Origin of the sequence: Sphingomonas cavernae, from assembly GCF_003590775.1 — a bacterium.
GTDB lineage: Bacteria > Pseudomonadota > Alphaproteobacteria > Sphingomonadales > Sphingomonadaceae > Sphingobium_A > Sphingobium_A cavernae.
Genome location: NZ_QYUM01000002.1, coordinates 850,534 through 864,968, shown reverse-complemented (window position 1 = coordinate 864,968; position 14,435 = coordinate 850,534). Strand labels below are relative to the sequence as shown.

Here is a 14,435-nt window from a genome sequence, read left to right as displayed (position 1 = left end):
GCGAGGGGAATCATCGTGTCCGGTCATTTCCAAGAGGGTGAGATCGAGACGCTTATGAATATGTTCAAGACCGCGTTTCTTGCGCTGAGCCTCGTCGCGGCCCCTGCCGCGGCGCTGGCGCAGGAAACGGCCCCGGCGGCGCCCGCCGAGGCGGCCGCAGCGCCTGCCGTTTTAGAGGCCGCGACCAATGCGGCAGAGGCAGCGCCGGCGTTCCCCGCGGCCAAGCCGGTTCCGGGAATCGGTCAGCCCGTCGACGGCGCGCTCGGCATCCAGCCCCAGGTCACCAAGATCGGTGAAGAAGCGCTGTGGATGCACGACTGGCTGCTGATGCCCATCATGGTCGCCATGTCGGTCCTCGTCCTGTTCCTGCTGTTCTGGGTCGCCGCGCGCTACCGTGCGAAGGCGAACCCGGTTGCGTCGAAGACCTCGCACCACACGCTGATCGAAGTGATCTGGACGCTGGTTCCCGTCCTCATCCTCGTCGGCATCGCGATTCCCTCGATCAGCCTGCTCGCCAAGCAGTTCAAGCCCGCCCCAGAAGGCGCGATCACGCTGAAGGCGATCGGCAACCAGTGGAACTGGTCTTACGAATATCCCGATCATGGCATCGAATTCACCGCCAACATGCTGACCGACGAGCAGGCCAAGGCCGCGGGCGAGCCGCGGCTGCTCGGCGTCGACAACCGCATCGTCCTTCCAGTCGGCGTTCCCGTCAAGCTGCTCACCACGGCTTCGGACGTGATCCATAGCTGGGCAGTTCCCGCTTTCTGGATCAAGCTCGACGCGGTCCCCGGCCGCACCAACGAGACCAGCTTCACGATCGAGAAGCCCGGTGTCTATTACGGCCAGTGCTCCGAACTTTGCGGCGATCGTCACGCCTTCATGCCGATCGCGGTCGAGGCGGTCAGCCCCGAGCAGTTCCAGGCATGGGTGAAATCGAAGGGCGGCAAGATGCCTGCCGAAAAGGCGGCCGAGGAAGCCGCTGCGAAGGCCGCGGCTGACGCCGCCAACGCCGCGAACGCTGCCGCCGCTGCGAATGCGGCGAACGCCGCGGCGCCCGCCAACGCCACCGAAGCGGCGCCTGCCGCAGCCAATGCCACCAACGCGGCCGCTGCCGCCACCGGAAACTGAGATCATGACCGATATCGCAGCAACTCCGTCCGAATTTCAGGCCGCGCACGCGCACGACCATCATGATGCGGACCACAAGCCGGCGTTCTTCGCGCGCTGGTTCATGTCGACCAACCACAAGGACATCGGCACGCTCTACCTGATCTTCGCGATTCTCGCGGGGATCATCGGTGGTGCGATTTCGGGCCTGATGCGCCTCGAGCTCGCCGAGCCCGGCATCCAGTATCTCGAGCACTGGGCCGCGATGCAGGGCGGCGACGGCCTCCATCTGTGGAACGCGCTGATCACTGCGCACGGCCTCATCATGGTCTTCTTCCTCGTGATGCCCGCGATGATCGGCGGCTTCGGCAACTGGTTCGTCCCCATCATGATCGGCGCGCCCGACATGGCGTTTCCGCGGATGAACAACATCTCGTTCTGGCTGCTGATCCCCGCCTTCACGCTGCTGCTCGGTTCGGCCTTCGTGTCGGGCGGCACCGGCCCCGGTTCGGGTACGGGCTGGACGGTCTATGCACCGCTCTCGACCTCGGGCAGCCCGGGCGCCGCAACCGACATGGCGATCCTCGCGCTCCACCTTGCGGGCGCCTCGTCGATCCTTGGTGCGATCAACTTCATCACCACCATCTTCAACATGCGCGCTCCGGGCATGACGCTCCACAAGATGCCGCTCTTCGCGTGGTCGGTGCTGATCACCGCCTTCCTGCTGCTGCTTGCGCTTCCCGTGCTTGCCGCTGCAATCACGATGCTGCTGACCGACCGTAACTTCGGCACCGCGTTCTTCGACGCTGCCGGCGGGGGTGACCCAATCCTCTATCAGCACCTGTTCTGGTTCTTCGGCCACCCCGAAGTGTACATCATGATCCTGCCGGGCTTCGGCATCGTCAGTCACATCATCTCGACCTTCTCGAAAAAGCCCATTTTCGGCTATCTCGGCATGGCCTACGCCATGGTCGCGATCGGCGTGGTCGGCTTCGTCGTGTGGGCGCACCACATGTTCACGATCGGCATGGACGTGAACACCAAGATGTACTTCACCGCTGCGACGATGGTGATCGCGGTCCCCACCGGCATCAAAATCTTCTCGTGGATCGCGACGATGTGGGGCGGTTCGCTCAGCTTCAAGACCCCGATGATGTGGGCGCTGGGCTTCATCTTCATGTTCACCGTCGGCGGCGTCACGGGCGTGCTGCTCGCCAATGGCGGCATCGACAACTACATGCACGATACCTACTACGTCGTGGCGCACTTCCATTACGTGCTGTCGCTGGGTGCGGTGTTCGCGCTGTTCGCGGGCTTCTACTACTGGTTCGCCAAGATGTGGGGCAAGAACTACAACGAGTTCCTCGGCCAGGTTCACTTCTGGGTATTCTTCATCGGCGTGAACGTGCTGTTCTTCCCGATGCACTTCCTCGGCCTGCAGGGCATGCCGCGTCGCTATCCCGATTATCCGGACGGCTTCGCATACTGGAACGAAGTGGCCTCGATCGGCTACGCGATCATGGCGGGTTCCATGGTGATCTTCTTCGTGAACGTCATCTGGTCGCTGATCGCCGGCTCGAAGGCGCAGGACAATCCGTGGGGTGAAGGCGCGACCACGCTCGAGTGGACGCTGTCGAGCCCGCCGCCCTACCACCAGTTCGAGACGCTTCCCCGCGTCGACTGAACGACTTCGCGCCGGGGCTTAGCCGCCCCGGCGCAAATGGTTTTGAAACGTGATGGCTAGCAAGGCCCTGGATACGCACGCGACCCCCATGCCCGCCGACTGGCGGGATTTCCTCGCGCTCACCAAACCGCGCGTGATGTCGCTCGTGGTTTTTACCGGACTGTGCGGGTTGCTCGTCGCCCCCCAGCACATCCACCCCGTGCTCGGTTTCACGGCGATCCTGTGCATCGCGCTCGGCGCGGGCGCAGCGGGGGCGCTCAACCAGTGGTACGAGGCCGATATCGACGCCAAGATGAAGCGTACGGCGAACCGTCCGCTTCCTGCGGGCCGGATGGACCGCCAGTCGGCACTGCATTTCGGCGTCGGGCTATCCTTCTTCTCGGTGATCCTGATGGGGATGGCGACCAACTGGCTCGCAGCCGCGATCCTTGCGGCGTCGATCCTCTTCTATGTCCTCGTCTACACGATCTGGCTCAAACCCAGGACGCCGCAGAATATCGTTATCGGCGGCGCGGCGGGCGCCTTTCCGCCGGTGATCGGCTGGGCGGCAGTGACGGGCGATGTCGCCACACTGCCGCTGCTGCTCTTCGCGCTCGTCTTCTTGTGGACTCCGCCGCATTTCTGGGCGCTCGCGCTGTTCGTGAAGACCGATTATGCCGCGGCGGGCATCCCCATGCTTCCGGTGGTGGCGGGTGAGCGCACGACACGGCGTCAGATCCTGATCTACAGCCTGCCCATGGCGGCAGCCGCCGTCGCGCCATGGGCGCTCGGGTTGGCGGGGGCGCTCTATGGCGTCGCGGCAGTGCTGCTGACCGCAATCTTCCTGTTCATGGCCGCACAGATCGCGTTCCGTACATCAGGCGACGGCGACTTGATGCGCCCGGAAAAACGCCTTTTCGGCTTTTCGATCCTGTATCTCTTTCTCCTGTTCGGCGCGCTCGTCGCCGACAAGCTGGTGCTCGCATGACCCCCGAAGAACTCGAACAGATCCGCGCGCGGCAGCGCTCGCGCGCACTCGTCATGGCGCTGATCCTCGGCGGACTCGTCATCCTGTTCTATGCGATCTCGATCGCCAAGATGGCGATCGCGGGATGACCATGCCCGCGATCGAAAGTGCGGCTGCAGAGCGTGGCAAGCGCCGGACCGCGATCTCGATGGCGATGCTCGTGGTCGGCATGGTGTGCCTGGGTTATGCGGCGGTGCCGCTCTATGACATGTTCTGCCGCGTAACCGGCTTCGGGGGCACGACGATGCGCGCCGACGCCGCGCCCGGTGCGGTTGCGGGCAAGACGATGTCGGTCCGCTTCGACGCGAATCGCGATCCGGGCCTTCCCTGGGAGTTCAAGCCCGAGCGCCATACCGAGACCGTCACGCTGGGCGCGCAGGACATGGCATTCTATGTCGCGAAGAACCTGTCGGACAAACCGATCAAGGGTATTGCCAGCTACAATGTCAGCCCGATGCAGGCGGGTAAATATTTCAGCAAGATCGAATGCTTCTGCTTCACCGAGCAGACACTCGAGCCGGGACAGGAGGTCCGCATGCCCGTGATCTTCTTCGTCGATCCCAAGATTCTCGACGACCCCGATGCGAACGATATCAGGGAAATCACATTGTCCTACACCTTCCATCCCGTGAAGCCCGATAAGGGTTGAGATTCTCGGGATTGAAGCTAGGGACACGCTAACGACGTCAAGGGACAGGGAAATGGCCGGAGCCACGAATCACCAATATCATATCCTGCCGCCGAGCATCTGGCCGTTCATCGGCAGCATGTCGGCGCTTGCGATGGCCAGCGGCGGCATCATGTGGATGCATGAAGTAGCCGGCGGTGGCTGGGTCTTCCTGATGGGTCTCGCGGGTGTGCTCTTCACCATGTATTCGTGGTGGGCGGACGTCGTGAGCGAAGCGCATGCGGGTGATCACACCCCCGTGGTGCAGCTCCACCTGCGTTACGGCATGATCCTGTTCATCGCTTCCGAAGTGATGTTCTTCGTCGGCTGGTTCTGGGCCTGGTTCGATTTCTCGCTCTTCCCCGTGCCGCTTCAGGTCGTGGATGGCGCGGTCGAACGCGTGACCGATCCTGCGCTGATCGCAACCGTCGCGCAGTGGCCGCCCAAGGGCATGGAAGTGCTCAACGCCTTCGAACTGCCGCTGCTCAACACGCTGATCCTGCTCTGCTCGGGCACCACCTGCACCTGGGCGCACCACTCGCTGATCCACGGCAACCGTGAGGGGTTGAAGCTCGGCCTGTGGCTGACGATCGCACTCGGCGTGCTCTTCACGGGCGTGCAGGCCTATGAGTATATGCACGCGCCGTTCCCCTTCAAGGGCCTGAACTATGGCGCCGCGTTCTTCATGGCGACCGGCTTCCACGGCTTCCACGTCCTCATCGGCACGATCTTCCTGATCGTCTGCCTCGTGCGCGCGTACAAGGGCCACTTCACGCCCAAGCAGCATTTCGGCTTCGAGGCGGCAGTCTGGTACTGGCACTTCGTCGACATCGTCTGGCTGTTCCTCTTCGTCAGCATCTATGTCTGGGGCGGCTGGGGCGCGCCGGTCCACGGCTAACACGGTGACCGATACGGCCCCCGGGACCGCGCAAGTCGCGCTCGGGGGCCTGTGTCCGCGCTGCGGCGCGAAGACGCTCTTTTTCGGCATCGTCCGGTTCGCGCCTGAATGCGGCGCTTGCGGCCTCGACTATGACCAGTTCAATGTCGGTGACGGCCCCGCGGCCTTCCTCATCCTCATCGTTGGCGCGCTGATCACGATCGGCGCGGTCACCGTCCAGCTCGGCTTCGAGCCGCCGTTCTGGGTGCATATTCTGCTCTGGGTGCCGTTGACGCTGGCGCTTGTCGTCGGGCTGCTGCGCGTCGCCAAGGCGGCGCTGCTGCAGCTCGAATTCAGGAACCGCGCGCGCGAAGGACGGCTCGTCGAATGAAGCGCTGGCCGATCATATCGACCATAATCGTCGCCGGTGCTGTCCTCGTGATGATCTCGCTCGGCATGTGGCAGCTTCGGCGCATGCACGAGAAGAACATGTTGCTCGCCGAATATGCCGAAGCCGCGAATCAGCCCCCGATCGCCTGGCCGGCGGTGCCGAGCCGGAAGGACGCGCCGCTCTTCCGCCGCGCGACGGGATTTTGCACCGAGGTCACGGGCTGGAATGCGGTTGCGGGGCGCAACGCAAAGGGCGAGGCGGGCTGGGCTCATATCGCCGCGTGCAGGACCGGCGGGGCGGAGGGCCCCGGGATGCAGGTCGACATGGGCTGGTCGCGGGCGCCCGCTGATCCCGCATGGACAGGCGGCGAGGTCACAGGCATCGTCGCACCCGACACGAAACATATCATCCGGCTCGTCTCGCACATGCCCGCACCGGGGCTCGAGGCGAGCCAGCCACCGAAGATGGATGACATCCCCAACAACCACCTCGCCTATGCGGTCCAGTGGTTCTTCTTCGCCGCCGTCGCGGGGCTGATCTACGTGCTCGCGCTTCGCCGCCGCAAACAAGCGTCGTCAGACGACGCGCAAAGATAAGCTTGGTTGCGCCCCCGGCGGCGCACGGCTAATCCCCCGGCATTATGCGCTATATCAGCACCAGGGGGAGCGCGCCGGCGCTCGATTTCGAAAATGTCACGCTCACCGGGCTCGCGTCCGATGGCGGGCTCTATCTGCCCGAGGCGTGGCCGAGCTTCAGCCCGCAAGAGATCGCCGCGCTTGCGGGGCTGTCCTATGTCGAGACCGCGGTCCGCGTGATGATGCCCTTTGTCGGCGATGCGCTGGATGAGGACGCGCTGCGCGAACTGTGCACGCAAGCCTATGGCCGTTTCGATCATGACGCCGTGACGCCGCTGATCCAGCTCGATCACCAGCATTGGTTGCTCGAACTTTTCCACGGGCCCACGCTCGCCTTCAAGGATGTGGCGCTCCAGCTTCTCGGACTGCTGTTCGAACGTTTCCTGTCGAAGCGCGACACGCATATCACGATCGTCGGCGCGACCTCGGGCGATACCGGATCGGCGGCGATCGATGCAGTGGCAGGCCGCGCCAAGGTCGACATCTTCATGCTCCACCCTGAGGGCCGTGTGTCGGACGTCCAGCGCCGGCAGATGACGACGGTGCTTGCGCCCAACGTCCACAATATCGCGATCAAGGGCAGCTTCGATGATGCCCAGGCGATGGTGAAGGCGATGTTCGCCGATCCGGATTTCTCGGGTCGTTTCCAGCTCTCGGCGGTCAATTCGATCAACTGGGCGCGGCTGATGGCGCAGGTGGTCTATTATTTCTATGCCGCGGTTCGGCTTGGCGCGCCCGAGCGCAGGATCGCCTTCGCGGTGCCGACGGGCAATTTCGGCGACGTGTTCGCTGGCTATGTCGCAGAACGTATGGGCCTCCCCGTCGAGCGGCTGATCGTCGCGACCAATGTCAACGACATCCTTCACCGCGCGCTTTCCACCGGAGATTATTCGGCGGGGCAGGTAGTGCCGACCGCGACGCCCTCCATGGACATCCAGGTCAGCTCCAATTTCGAGCGGTTGCTGTTCGATCTCGGCGGTCGTGATGGCACGGCCTTGGCCGACGCGATGCGCGGCTTCGAAACGAAGCGTGCGCTCCAGCTCAGCAATGCGCAGCGCGAGGGCGCGGCGCGACTCTTTTCGAGCGCGCGTATCGATGCCGAGGCGATGGGCCACGCGATGCGCTGGGCGCATGATCGCGCAGGCCAGGTTATCGATCCGCACAGCGCGGTCGGTCTTGCCGCAGCGCGGGCGAGCGATGTCGTCGATGTGCCGGTGGTCACGCTGGCCACCGCGCACCCGGCGAAGTTCCGCGACGCGGTCGAGCGCGCGACGGGCGTGCGCCCGCCGTTGCCCTCGCGCATTGCAAATCTGTTCGAACGCGAGGAGCGCTACGACGTGCTCCCCGCAACGCTTGCCGACGTGACCGGCTATATCGCTGAGCGCGCCACGCCGCGCAGTTGATATTCCCTAACCCGCTCATCCTGAGTAGGGACTGAGCGAAGGCGAAGCATGTCCTGAGCGACGCCGAAGGCGGCATCGAAGGGGCCCGTATCGAAGGACGCACGGAGCCGATCCTTCGAGACGCCGTTTCGCCAAGCTCAACGGCTCCTCAGGACGAGCGGAAAGGTGATCTTGGAACAGAATTTGACCACGCTCATTGGCGAGCCCTGGCCCGACTACGGGCTCGTCGACTCGGGCCATGGCCGCAAGCTCGAGCGTTATGGCCGCTTCCGCTTCATCCGCCCCGAGCCGCAAGCGATGTGGGCGCCGGCGTCCGATGACTGGGATGCGGACGCCGAGTTCGTGCCGGGTTCGGACGAGGAGGGCGGCGGTCGCTGGGAATATCTGAAGCCCGTACCGCGCGAGGGCTGGCCGCTCATGTGGGACGATGTCCGCTTCACCGCCAATTGCACGCCTTTCCGTCATCTCGGCTTCTTTCCCGATATGGCGCCCGTCTGGGGCTGGATGCGCGAACGCGTTGACGGCATGACGTCGCCCTCGGTGATGAATCTGTTCGGCTATACGGGCGTGGGTACGCTCGCGATGGCGGCGAAGGGGACGTCGATGGTGCATGTCGACGCGTCGAAGAAGTCGGTTGAGGCAGCGCGGCAGAATGCAGTGCTGTCGGGGCTCGCCGAAAAGCCCGTGCGCTGGATCATCGACGACGCTGCCAAGTTCACCGCGCGCGAGGTGCGGCGCGGGCGGCGCTACGACGGCATCTTGCTCGACCCGCCCAAATATGGCCGCGGCCCTGAAGGCGAGGTCTGGAAGCTCGAAGAAGGTCTGCCAGGCCTCATCGCCGATTGCCGCCAGCTTCTCGACGAGAATAGCCGTTTCTGCTTCCTGACGGTCTATGCGGTCCGCATGTCCGCGCTCGCGATCGGCGAGCTTATGCGCCAGGCGATGGGCGATCTGCCGGGCACGGTCGAGGCCGGCGAACTCGCGGTGCGCGAAGAGGCGCGCGGCCTGTTGCTGCCTACCGCGATCTTTGCGCGCTGGAGCTGCTAGAGCGGAGCGCGCAATCCCGCTCGTGGCGGCGCTGGCGGGCGGCGCTATAGGCCACCCAGCAGCCCGAGGCGATGACAACGAACATCACGCCGAGTCCTTCGACGGCTTGCGCCAGCGAAAAGGCAATGAGCGCCATGGCGGCTGCGATCAGCAGCGCCGCGCCCGTGCATATCCAGTTCCCAGTCATTGCGGACCCCGTTCCGTTGTGATTTTCACGCAGCGTGCCCGAAGGCGCACCCCCGCGCAACGGGAACGGAAGGGGATTCTGCTACTCGCGCCCGGCCCTGATCGCGGCGGCTGCGGCGAACGGTGCGATCGCCACGAGCAACAGACTCGCTGCCGCAAGCAGCTTCAGTCCACTGCCCGATTCATCGGTCAGCGATCCCGCGCCAAAGATCAGCACGGGCACTGCAAGCGGCAGCATCAGCAGTCCGGCAAGTGCTCCTGCGCCGCGGAGTCCAGCGGTGAGCGCGCTCACCATCAGCCCCAGCGCAGCAAGTCCGGGCGTGCCGATCGCCAGTCCGGCCTCGAGCCTTGCCAGCGTGGCGCCTTCGAGTCGCAGCAGCGCCGCCGCGGGAATCGCCGCGATCATCAGCGGCGGACCGAAGCTCAGCCAGTGCGCCACGATCCGGGCGAGCGCGACGATCTCGTCGCTGATGCCGCGCGTGGCGATCTGGTCGAGCACGCCCGCATCGCGATCGGGCGCGATGAGCCGGTCGACGGGCAGCAGCGCGGCGAGCAATGCCGCTACCCAGAGCACGCCGCCGCCGGTCCGCGCGAGCAGTTTGGCGTCGGGGCCGATTGCGAAGGGAAACAGCGTCGCGACGAGCAGGAAGAAGGCGATGGGAAGCAGCGCGCCCCCGGCACGGTAGCCAAGCGCCAGGTCGCGTCGAACGAGAAGCAGAAACGCGTTCATGCCGCCGTCAACGCGAGCGTCTGCGCGCCGATCAGGCCGAGCGGCTGATGCGATGCGGCAAGCACGATTCCGCCGCTTTGCCGGTGTGCCACCATTGCCGCCTCAAGCCGTTCGAGCGAGGCGGTGTCGAGGCCGTTGGCGGGTTCGTCGAGCAGCCAGAGCGGTGCATTGCCGGCAATGACGCGGGCCAGCGTCGCACGCTTGCGCTGACCGGTGGAAAGCATGCGCACCGGCACCTCGCTCAGATGGAGGAGGTCCATCGCCGCCAGGCCGCGCGCCACATCGCACACTTCGCCGCCGTCGAGACCGACCCAGAAGCCGATCGCGCGCGCCAGCGTCACATGGCGGTCGAGCGCGGAATTCTCATCGGCGAGACTGAGTCGCCCTTCGCGTCGGATCGTGCCGGCGGCGGGCGCGAGCAGCCCGGCGGCGAGGCGCAGCAAGCTTGATTTGCCGACGCCATTGGGACCGATGACGAGCGCTGCGTCGCCCGGACCAAGCCCGAAGTTCAGGCCTTCGAAGAGCAGCCGGCCGCCGCGCAGGCAGGCGACCGAGTCGAACGCCAGCGCGGCGCCCGTCACTCTGCCGCGTCTTCCAGCGCGTGCATGTCGTCGTCGGACAGCCCGAAATGATGCCCGACCTCGTGGACGATCACATGCGTCACCAGCGCCTCGAGCGACACGCCCGTCTCGATCCATTCCTCAAGCAATGGCCGGCGATAGAGATGGATGGTCGCTGGCATGTCGCCCGTTGCCGCAGGCTCGCCGACCGGGCGTCCAGTATAGAGGCCGGTCAGCTCGAACGGATCCTCGATGCCCATTTCGCTGAGGATCGTGTCTTCCGCGAAATCCTCGACGATCAGCAGCACGCCCGCCAGAAAGCCGCCGAACGGATCGGGCAGCCGCGCCATCGCGTCGCGCGCCAGCGCCTCCATGTCCGCCGCGGTCGGCGCGTAGCTCTGCGATTGACCTTTGCCTGCCATCGCTGCGACATAGAGCCTGATCGATTGAGGTGGAAGCGCTTTGCGCTTCCACTGAAAGCGTGAATCAGGCTCTATTCAAATCGTTGAGACCTTGATTCACGGTTCAGGCTGATTCAGCCTGAACCGATCAAGGTCTAGACCAGGAAGCAGGCGCAACGCCAGCGACAGCAGAACGGGAACAAGATGGTCGATCAATTGAGTGATGTCGAACGCGCCGATGCGCTTGACGGACTGCCCGACTGGGATTTCGACGAGGCGCGCGATGCGATCACGCGGACCTTCACCTTCGCCGATTTTTCCGAAGCCTTCGCGTTCATGACGCGCGTCGCGCTGCTCGCGGAAAAGGCCGATCACCATCCCGAATGGTCCAACGTCTACAACCGCGTCGAGATATTGCTCACCACGCACGACGCGGGTGGGCTCTCCGAGCGCGATGTCGAGATGGCCGAGGCGATCGAGGCGCTGCTCGAATAGCGGCTATTGCGTGCCCCCGAGCCGCGCGCCCAGCTTCTTGCGAAGCATGCCGGGCATCCAGCGCGCGGCGAAGGCCATTGATCTGGCGGTTTTGCCGACGACGACATGAACCTTGTCGCCGTGAACCGCATCCCACGCCGCCTGCGCGACAATCTCGACGGGGGTGAATTCGAGCCCGGCGTCGCGGACATTGTCGCGCGCGGTGGCGTTGGAGCCCGCGGTCACCACATCGAGCAGCGGCGTGTCGATGAAGCTCGGCATGATCGAGCGAACCTTGACGCCCAAAGGCCGCCATTCGATGTCGAGCGCTTCGGTCAGCCCGCGCACGCCGAACTTGGTCGCGGCATAGACGGCAAGCCCCGGCCCGCCGTAGAGCCCCGCCGCAGAGCAGGTGTTGAGCAGGCACGAACCCGGCGTCGCGCTGAGATAGGGCAGCGCGGCATGCGCACCGTTGATCACGCCTTTCAGGTTGATCTCGACCAGCAGATCGCTGTCCGCCGGATCGCAGACCGCGAATTCACCGCCGCGTGCGATCCCGGCATTGTTGAACAGCACGTCGAGCCTGCCGCCGCTTGCGGCGATGAAGGCGTCGAGCGCTGCCTTCCACTGCATACGGTCGGTCACGTCCATGCGATGGCAACTCGACCGGCCGGCGGGCAGCAGTGCCGCGGTTTCGGTAATCCCCGTTTCGTTGACATCGCCAAGTCCGACGAACCAGCCCTGCGCTGCGAAATGCTGCGCGGCCGCGCGCCCGATTCCCGACCCGCCACCGGTGATGAAGATCGCCTTGCTTGCCATGCCGCCCCTCCGTTTTTCTATCGGACGGGCATAGCCAACGATTACGTAAACGGAAAGCTCGGTTTGACGAAGGGGTGGTGGCGGACTCTATAAGGCGTGCAATGATCCCGCCGGCCGTCATCGACAACGCAGCGGTCCGCTTCGACGCGGTGTCAAAAGCCTATGGCGATGCTCCGCCCGCTGTGGCTTCGGTAACGCTGGACATTGTGCGGGGCAGTTTCATCGCCCTGGTCGGCGCATCGGGATCGGGCAAGTCGACACTGCTCAAGACGATCAACCGGCTGGTCGATCCCGATCGCGGCGTGGTGTCGGTGGATGGCGCGGCCGTCACCGCAACGCCGCCGCACCTGCTGCGCCGGCGCATCGGCTATGTTTTTCAGAGCATCGGGCTGTTCCCGCACATGACCGTCGCCGAGAATATCGCGATCGGCCTGACGCTGGAGCGGCGCGACACCAACGGACGGGTTGAGGAACTGCTCGATCTGGTCGGCCTGCCGGACGATTTCGCCGTGCGCATGCCCGATGCGCTTTCGGGCGGACAGCGCCAGCGCGTCGGCGTTGCGCGGGCGCTTGCCTTGTCGCCTGGGCTGCTGCTGATGGACGAGCCCTTTGGTGCGCTCGATCCGGTGACGCGCGATCAGCTCGGCCGCGCAGTACGCGCGCTTCACGACCGGCTCGGGCTCACGACGATCATGGTCACGCATGATATGGCCGAGGCGCTGCTGCTCGCGGACCGGGTGCTCGTGATGGAGGCAGGCGCGATCGTCGCCGATGCCAGTCCGCACGATCTGCTCGCCGGGCGCGCGGGTGCGATCGCTGACGCGCTTGTTGCGATTCCGCGCGAGCAAGCTGAAAGGCTGAGGCAGCTCGCCGAGGCGCGCGGGTGAACGAAGGGCTCCGATCAGCGCTGGAACGGTTGCCCGAGCTTCTCGCCGCGCATGTCGTGCTGGCGGGCGCAGCGCTGCTGCTCGCGCTTGCCGCGAGCCTGCCGCTGGGTATCGTGGCGGCGCGAAGACCAGCGCTGGCGCGTGTGGTGCTTGGGCTTGCCAGCCTCGTCCAGACCATCCCCGCCCTCGCGTTGCTGGCATTGTTCTACCCCGTGCTGTTGATGCTGTCGGCGCTGGTGGGCGGGGGCATCCCTGCGCTTGGCTTCCTGCCTTCGCTGCTCGCGCTTGCGCTTTATGCGCTGCTGCCGATCCTGAGGAACGGCGTGACGGGACTGGTCGGGATCGATCCGGCGGTGATCGAGGCGGCCGATGCGGTCGGTATGACGTCGGCGCAGAAGCTGCGGCTGGTCGAGGCGCCGCTCGCGGCTCCCGTCGTCATGGCGGGCATCCGCACCGCCGCGGTATGGACGATCGGCGCGGCAACGCTGTCTACAACGGTGGGCCAGCCCAGTCTTGGCGATCTGATCTTTGCGGGGCTGCAGACGCAGAACTGGGTGCTGGTGCTCGTCGGCTGCGTCGCGGCGGCAGTGCTTGCGCTTGTCGTCGATGGTCTTCTCGGTCTGGTCGAGCGCGCCGTTCGCGATCGTCGTCGCGGCACCGGGTTCGCCGCGCTCGGCCTGTTGCTCGCGGGCGTGATGGCCGCCGCGTGGCCCGCATTCGCCCCCGCGCCGTCGCGGCCGGTCGTCACCATCGGCGCAAAGAACTTCTCCGAGCAATATATCCTCGCGCGGCTGATCGGTCGCCGGCTCGAGGCGGCGGGCTATGCGGTGCGCTACCGCGAAGGGCTGGGTTCGGCGGTAATCTTCCGCGCGCTCGCGGCGGGGGACATCGACGTCTATGTCGATTATGCGGGCACGCTGTGGACCAATGAGATGCGCCGCGCCGACACGTCGCCGCGCGCTGCCATGATCGGCGAGATCACGCGCTGGGCGGCCAGTGATCGGGGCGTGAGCGTGCTTGGTCCGCTCGGTTTCGAGAATGCTTATGCCTTTGCCGTACGGGGCGCGGATGCGCGGCGGCTGGAGCTGCGCACGCTTGACGATCTGGTCCGCGTCGCGCCCGCAATGACGCTTGGCAGCGATCTCGAATTCCTCGAACGCCCCGAATGGGCCATGGTCCGGCGCGCCTATCCGCTCAATTTTGCAGCGACGCGCGCGTACAGCCCGACCTTCATGTACCGTGCGCTCGAAAGCGGGCAGGTGGGCGCGATCTCCGCCTTTTCGTCGGACGGCCGCATCGCGGCGCTGGGACTGACCGTCCTCACCGACCCCAAGGCGGCCATTCCGGGCTATGATGCGCTGTTGCTCGCAGGTTCGCGTTTTTCGCAGGATGCGCGTTTTCAGGCGGCGCTTCGCCCACTGATCGGTGCGATCCCCGTCGAACGGATGCGCGAGGCCAATTACCGGGTAGACCGCAGCGATTCCGGACAACAAAGTGCCGCCGAGGCCGCACTCTGGCTCGACGGCGCCTTGGCACATCGCTAATAGATCAGTCGGTT

Annotated in this window: 16 protein-coding genes and 1 pseudogene; 13 read left to right on the top strand and 4 right to left on the bottom strand. The window is 65.3% G+C overall.

Annotation, left to right across the window (positions count from 1 at the left end; translation table 11 throughout):
* The first annotated feature begins 54 nt into the window (after window positions 1-54).
* From coxB to D3876_RS04280, 10 genes are all read left to right on the top strand, one after another.
* Window positions 55-1,131, top strand: coding sequence for a cytochrome c oxidase subunit II (coxB, locus tag D3876_RS04320; RefSeq protein WP_119761021.1), 1,077 nt, complete (start codon window positions 55-57; stop codon window positions 1,129-1,131).
* A 4-nt stretch (window positions 1,132-1,135) separates the two neighbouring features.
* A complete protein-coding gene (gene ctaD, locus D3876_RS04315) occupies window positions 1,136-2,794 on the top strand; it encodes a cytochrome c oxidase subunit I (protein ID WP_119759854.1) in 1,659 nt (552 codons plus the stop codon).
* Window positions 2,795-2,846: 52 nt separating this feature from the next.
* A complete protein-coding gene (locus D3876_RS04310; protein ID WP_119759852.1) occupies window positions 2,847-3,761 on the top strand; it encodes a heme o synthase in 915 nt (304 codons plus the stop codon).
* The gene (locus tag D3876_RS21005) at window positions 3,758-3,889 is read left to right on the top strand and encodes a hypothetical protein (RefSeq protein ID WP_274378939.1); all 132 of its coding nucleotides are present in this window, start codon (window positions 3,758-3,760) and stop codon (window positions 3,887-3,889) included. Before D3876_RS04310 ends, D3876_RS21005 begins: the two co-directional genes overlap by 4 nt.
* Window positions 3,886-4,449 carry a cytochrome c oxidase assembly protein gene (locus tag D3876_RS04305; protein ID WP_420801935.1) on the top strand — a complete coding sequence of 188 codons (564 nt, stop codon included), beginning with the start codon at window positions 3,886-3,888 and terminating at the stop codon, window positions 4,447-4,449. Before D3876_RS21005 ends, D3876_RS04305 begins: the two co-directional genes overlap by 4 nt.
* A 52-nt stretch (window positions 4,450-4,501) precedes the next feature.
* Window positions 4,502-5,365 carry a cytochrome c oxidase subunit 3 gene (locus D3876_RS04300; protein WP_119759849.1) on the top strand — a complete coding sequence of 288 codons (864 nt, stop codon included), beginning with the start codon at window positions 4,502-4,504 and terminating at the stop codon, window positions 5,363-5,365.
* Between the two features lie 4 nt (window positions 5,366-5,369).
* Entirely contained in the window at window positions 5,370-5,735 is a 366-nt protein-coding gene (locus D3876_RS04295; RefSeq protein WP_238475234.1) for a DUF983 domain-containing protein, read from the top strand.
* Entirely contained in the window at window positions 5,732-6,331 is a 600-nt protein-coding gene (locus D3876_RS04290; RefSeq protein ID WP_119759845.1) for an SURF1 family protein, read from the top strand. Before D3876_RS04295 ends, D3876_RS04290 begins: the two co-directional genes overlap by 4 nt.
* 44 nt (window positions 6,332-6,375) lie before the next feature.
* A complete protein-coding gene (thrC, locus tag D3876_RS04285; RefSeq protein WP_119759843.1) occupies window positions 6,376-7,773 on the top strand; it encodes a threonine synthase in 1,398 nt (465 codons plus the stop codon).
* A gap of 183 nt (window positions 7,774-7,956) precedes the next feature.
* Window positions 7,957-8,820, top strand: a complete 864-nt coding sequence (locus D3876_RS04280) for a class I SAM-dependent methyltransferase (protein WP_238475233.1) — start codon at window positions 7,957-7,959, stop codon at window positions 8,818-8,820.
* A 268-nt stretch (window positions 8,821-9,088) separates the two neighbouring features.
* On the opposite strand, the gene ccmB is transcribed toward D3876_RS04280, so the two are convergent.
* From ccmB to D3876_RS04260, 3 genes are read right to left on the bottom strand one after another with little or no spacing between them, the layout of a single operon-like run.
* Window positions 9,089-9,736, bottom strand: coding sequence for a heme exporter protein CcmB (ccmB, locus tag D3876_RS04270; protein ID WP_119759838.1), 648 nt, complete (start codon window positions 9,734-9,736; stop codon window positions 9,089-9,091).
* On the bottom strand, window positions 9,733-10,317 hold the full coding sequence (ccmA, locus tag D3876_RS04265) for a heme ABC exporter ATP-binding protein CcmA (RefSeq protein WP_182911926.1): 585 nt from the start codon (window positions 10,315-10,317) through the stop codon (window positions 9,733-9,735). Before ccmA ends, ccmB begins: the two co-directional genes overlap by 4 nt.
* Window positions 10,314-10,718: a metallopeptidase family protein gene (locus D3876_RS04260; RefSeq protein WP_119759834.1), complete on the bottom strand. Its 405-nt coding sequence runs from the start codon at window positions 10,716-10,718 to the stop codon at window positions 10,314-10,316. The genes ccmA and D3876_RS04260 overlap by 4 nt, the downstream gene beginning before the upstream one ends.
* A gap of 171 nt (window positions 10,719-10,889) precedes the next feature.
* On the opposite strand from D3876_RS04260, the pseudogene D3876_RS04255 reads away from it, so the two are divergent.
* Window positions 10,890-11,192: pseudogene (locus D3876_RS04255) on the top strand (4a-hydroxytetrahydrobiopterin dehydratase); the annotation flags it as partial.
* Window positions 11,193-11,195: 3 nt separating this feature from the next.
* Here the strand turns inward: D3876_RS04255 and D3876_RS04250 are convergent.
* Window positions 11,196-11,990: an SDR family oxidoreductase gene (locus D3876_RS04250; RefSeq protein WP_119759831.1), complete on the bottom strand. Its 795-nt coding sequence runs from the start codon at window positions 11,988-11,990 to the stop codon at window positions 11,196-11,198.
* Window positions 11,991-12,091: 101 nt separating this feature from the next.
* On the opposite strand from D3876_RS04250, the gene D3876_RS04245 reads away from it, so the two are divergent.
* Complete coding sequence (locus tag D3876_RS04245) at window positions 12,092-12,877, top strand: ATP-binding cassette domain-containing protein (RefSeq protein ID WP_119759829.1); 786 nt, start codon at window positions 12,092-12,094, stop codon at window positions 12,875-12,877.
* A complete protein-coding gene (locus tag D3876_RS04240; RefSeq protein ID WP_119759827.1) occupies window positions 12,874-14,421 on the top strand; it encodes an ABC transporter permease/substrate-binding protein in 1,548 nt (515 codons plus the stop codon). Before D3876_RS04245 ends, D3876_RS04240 begins: the two co-directional genes overlap by 4 nt.
* Window positions 14,422-14,435: the final 14 nt, after the last annotated feature.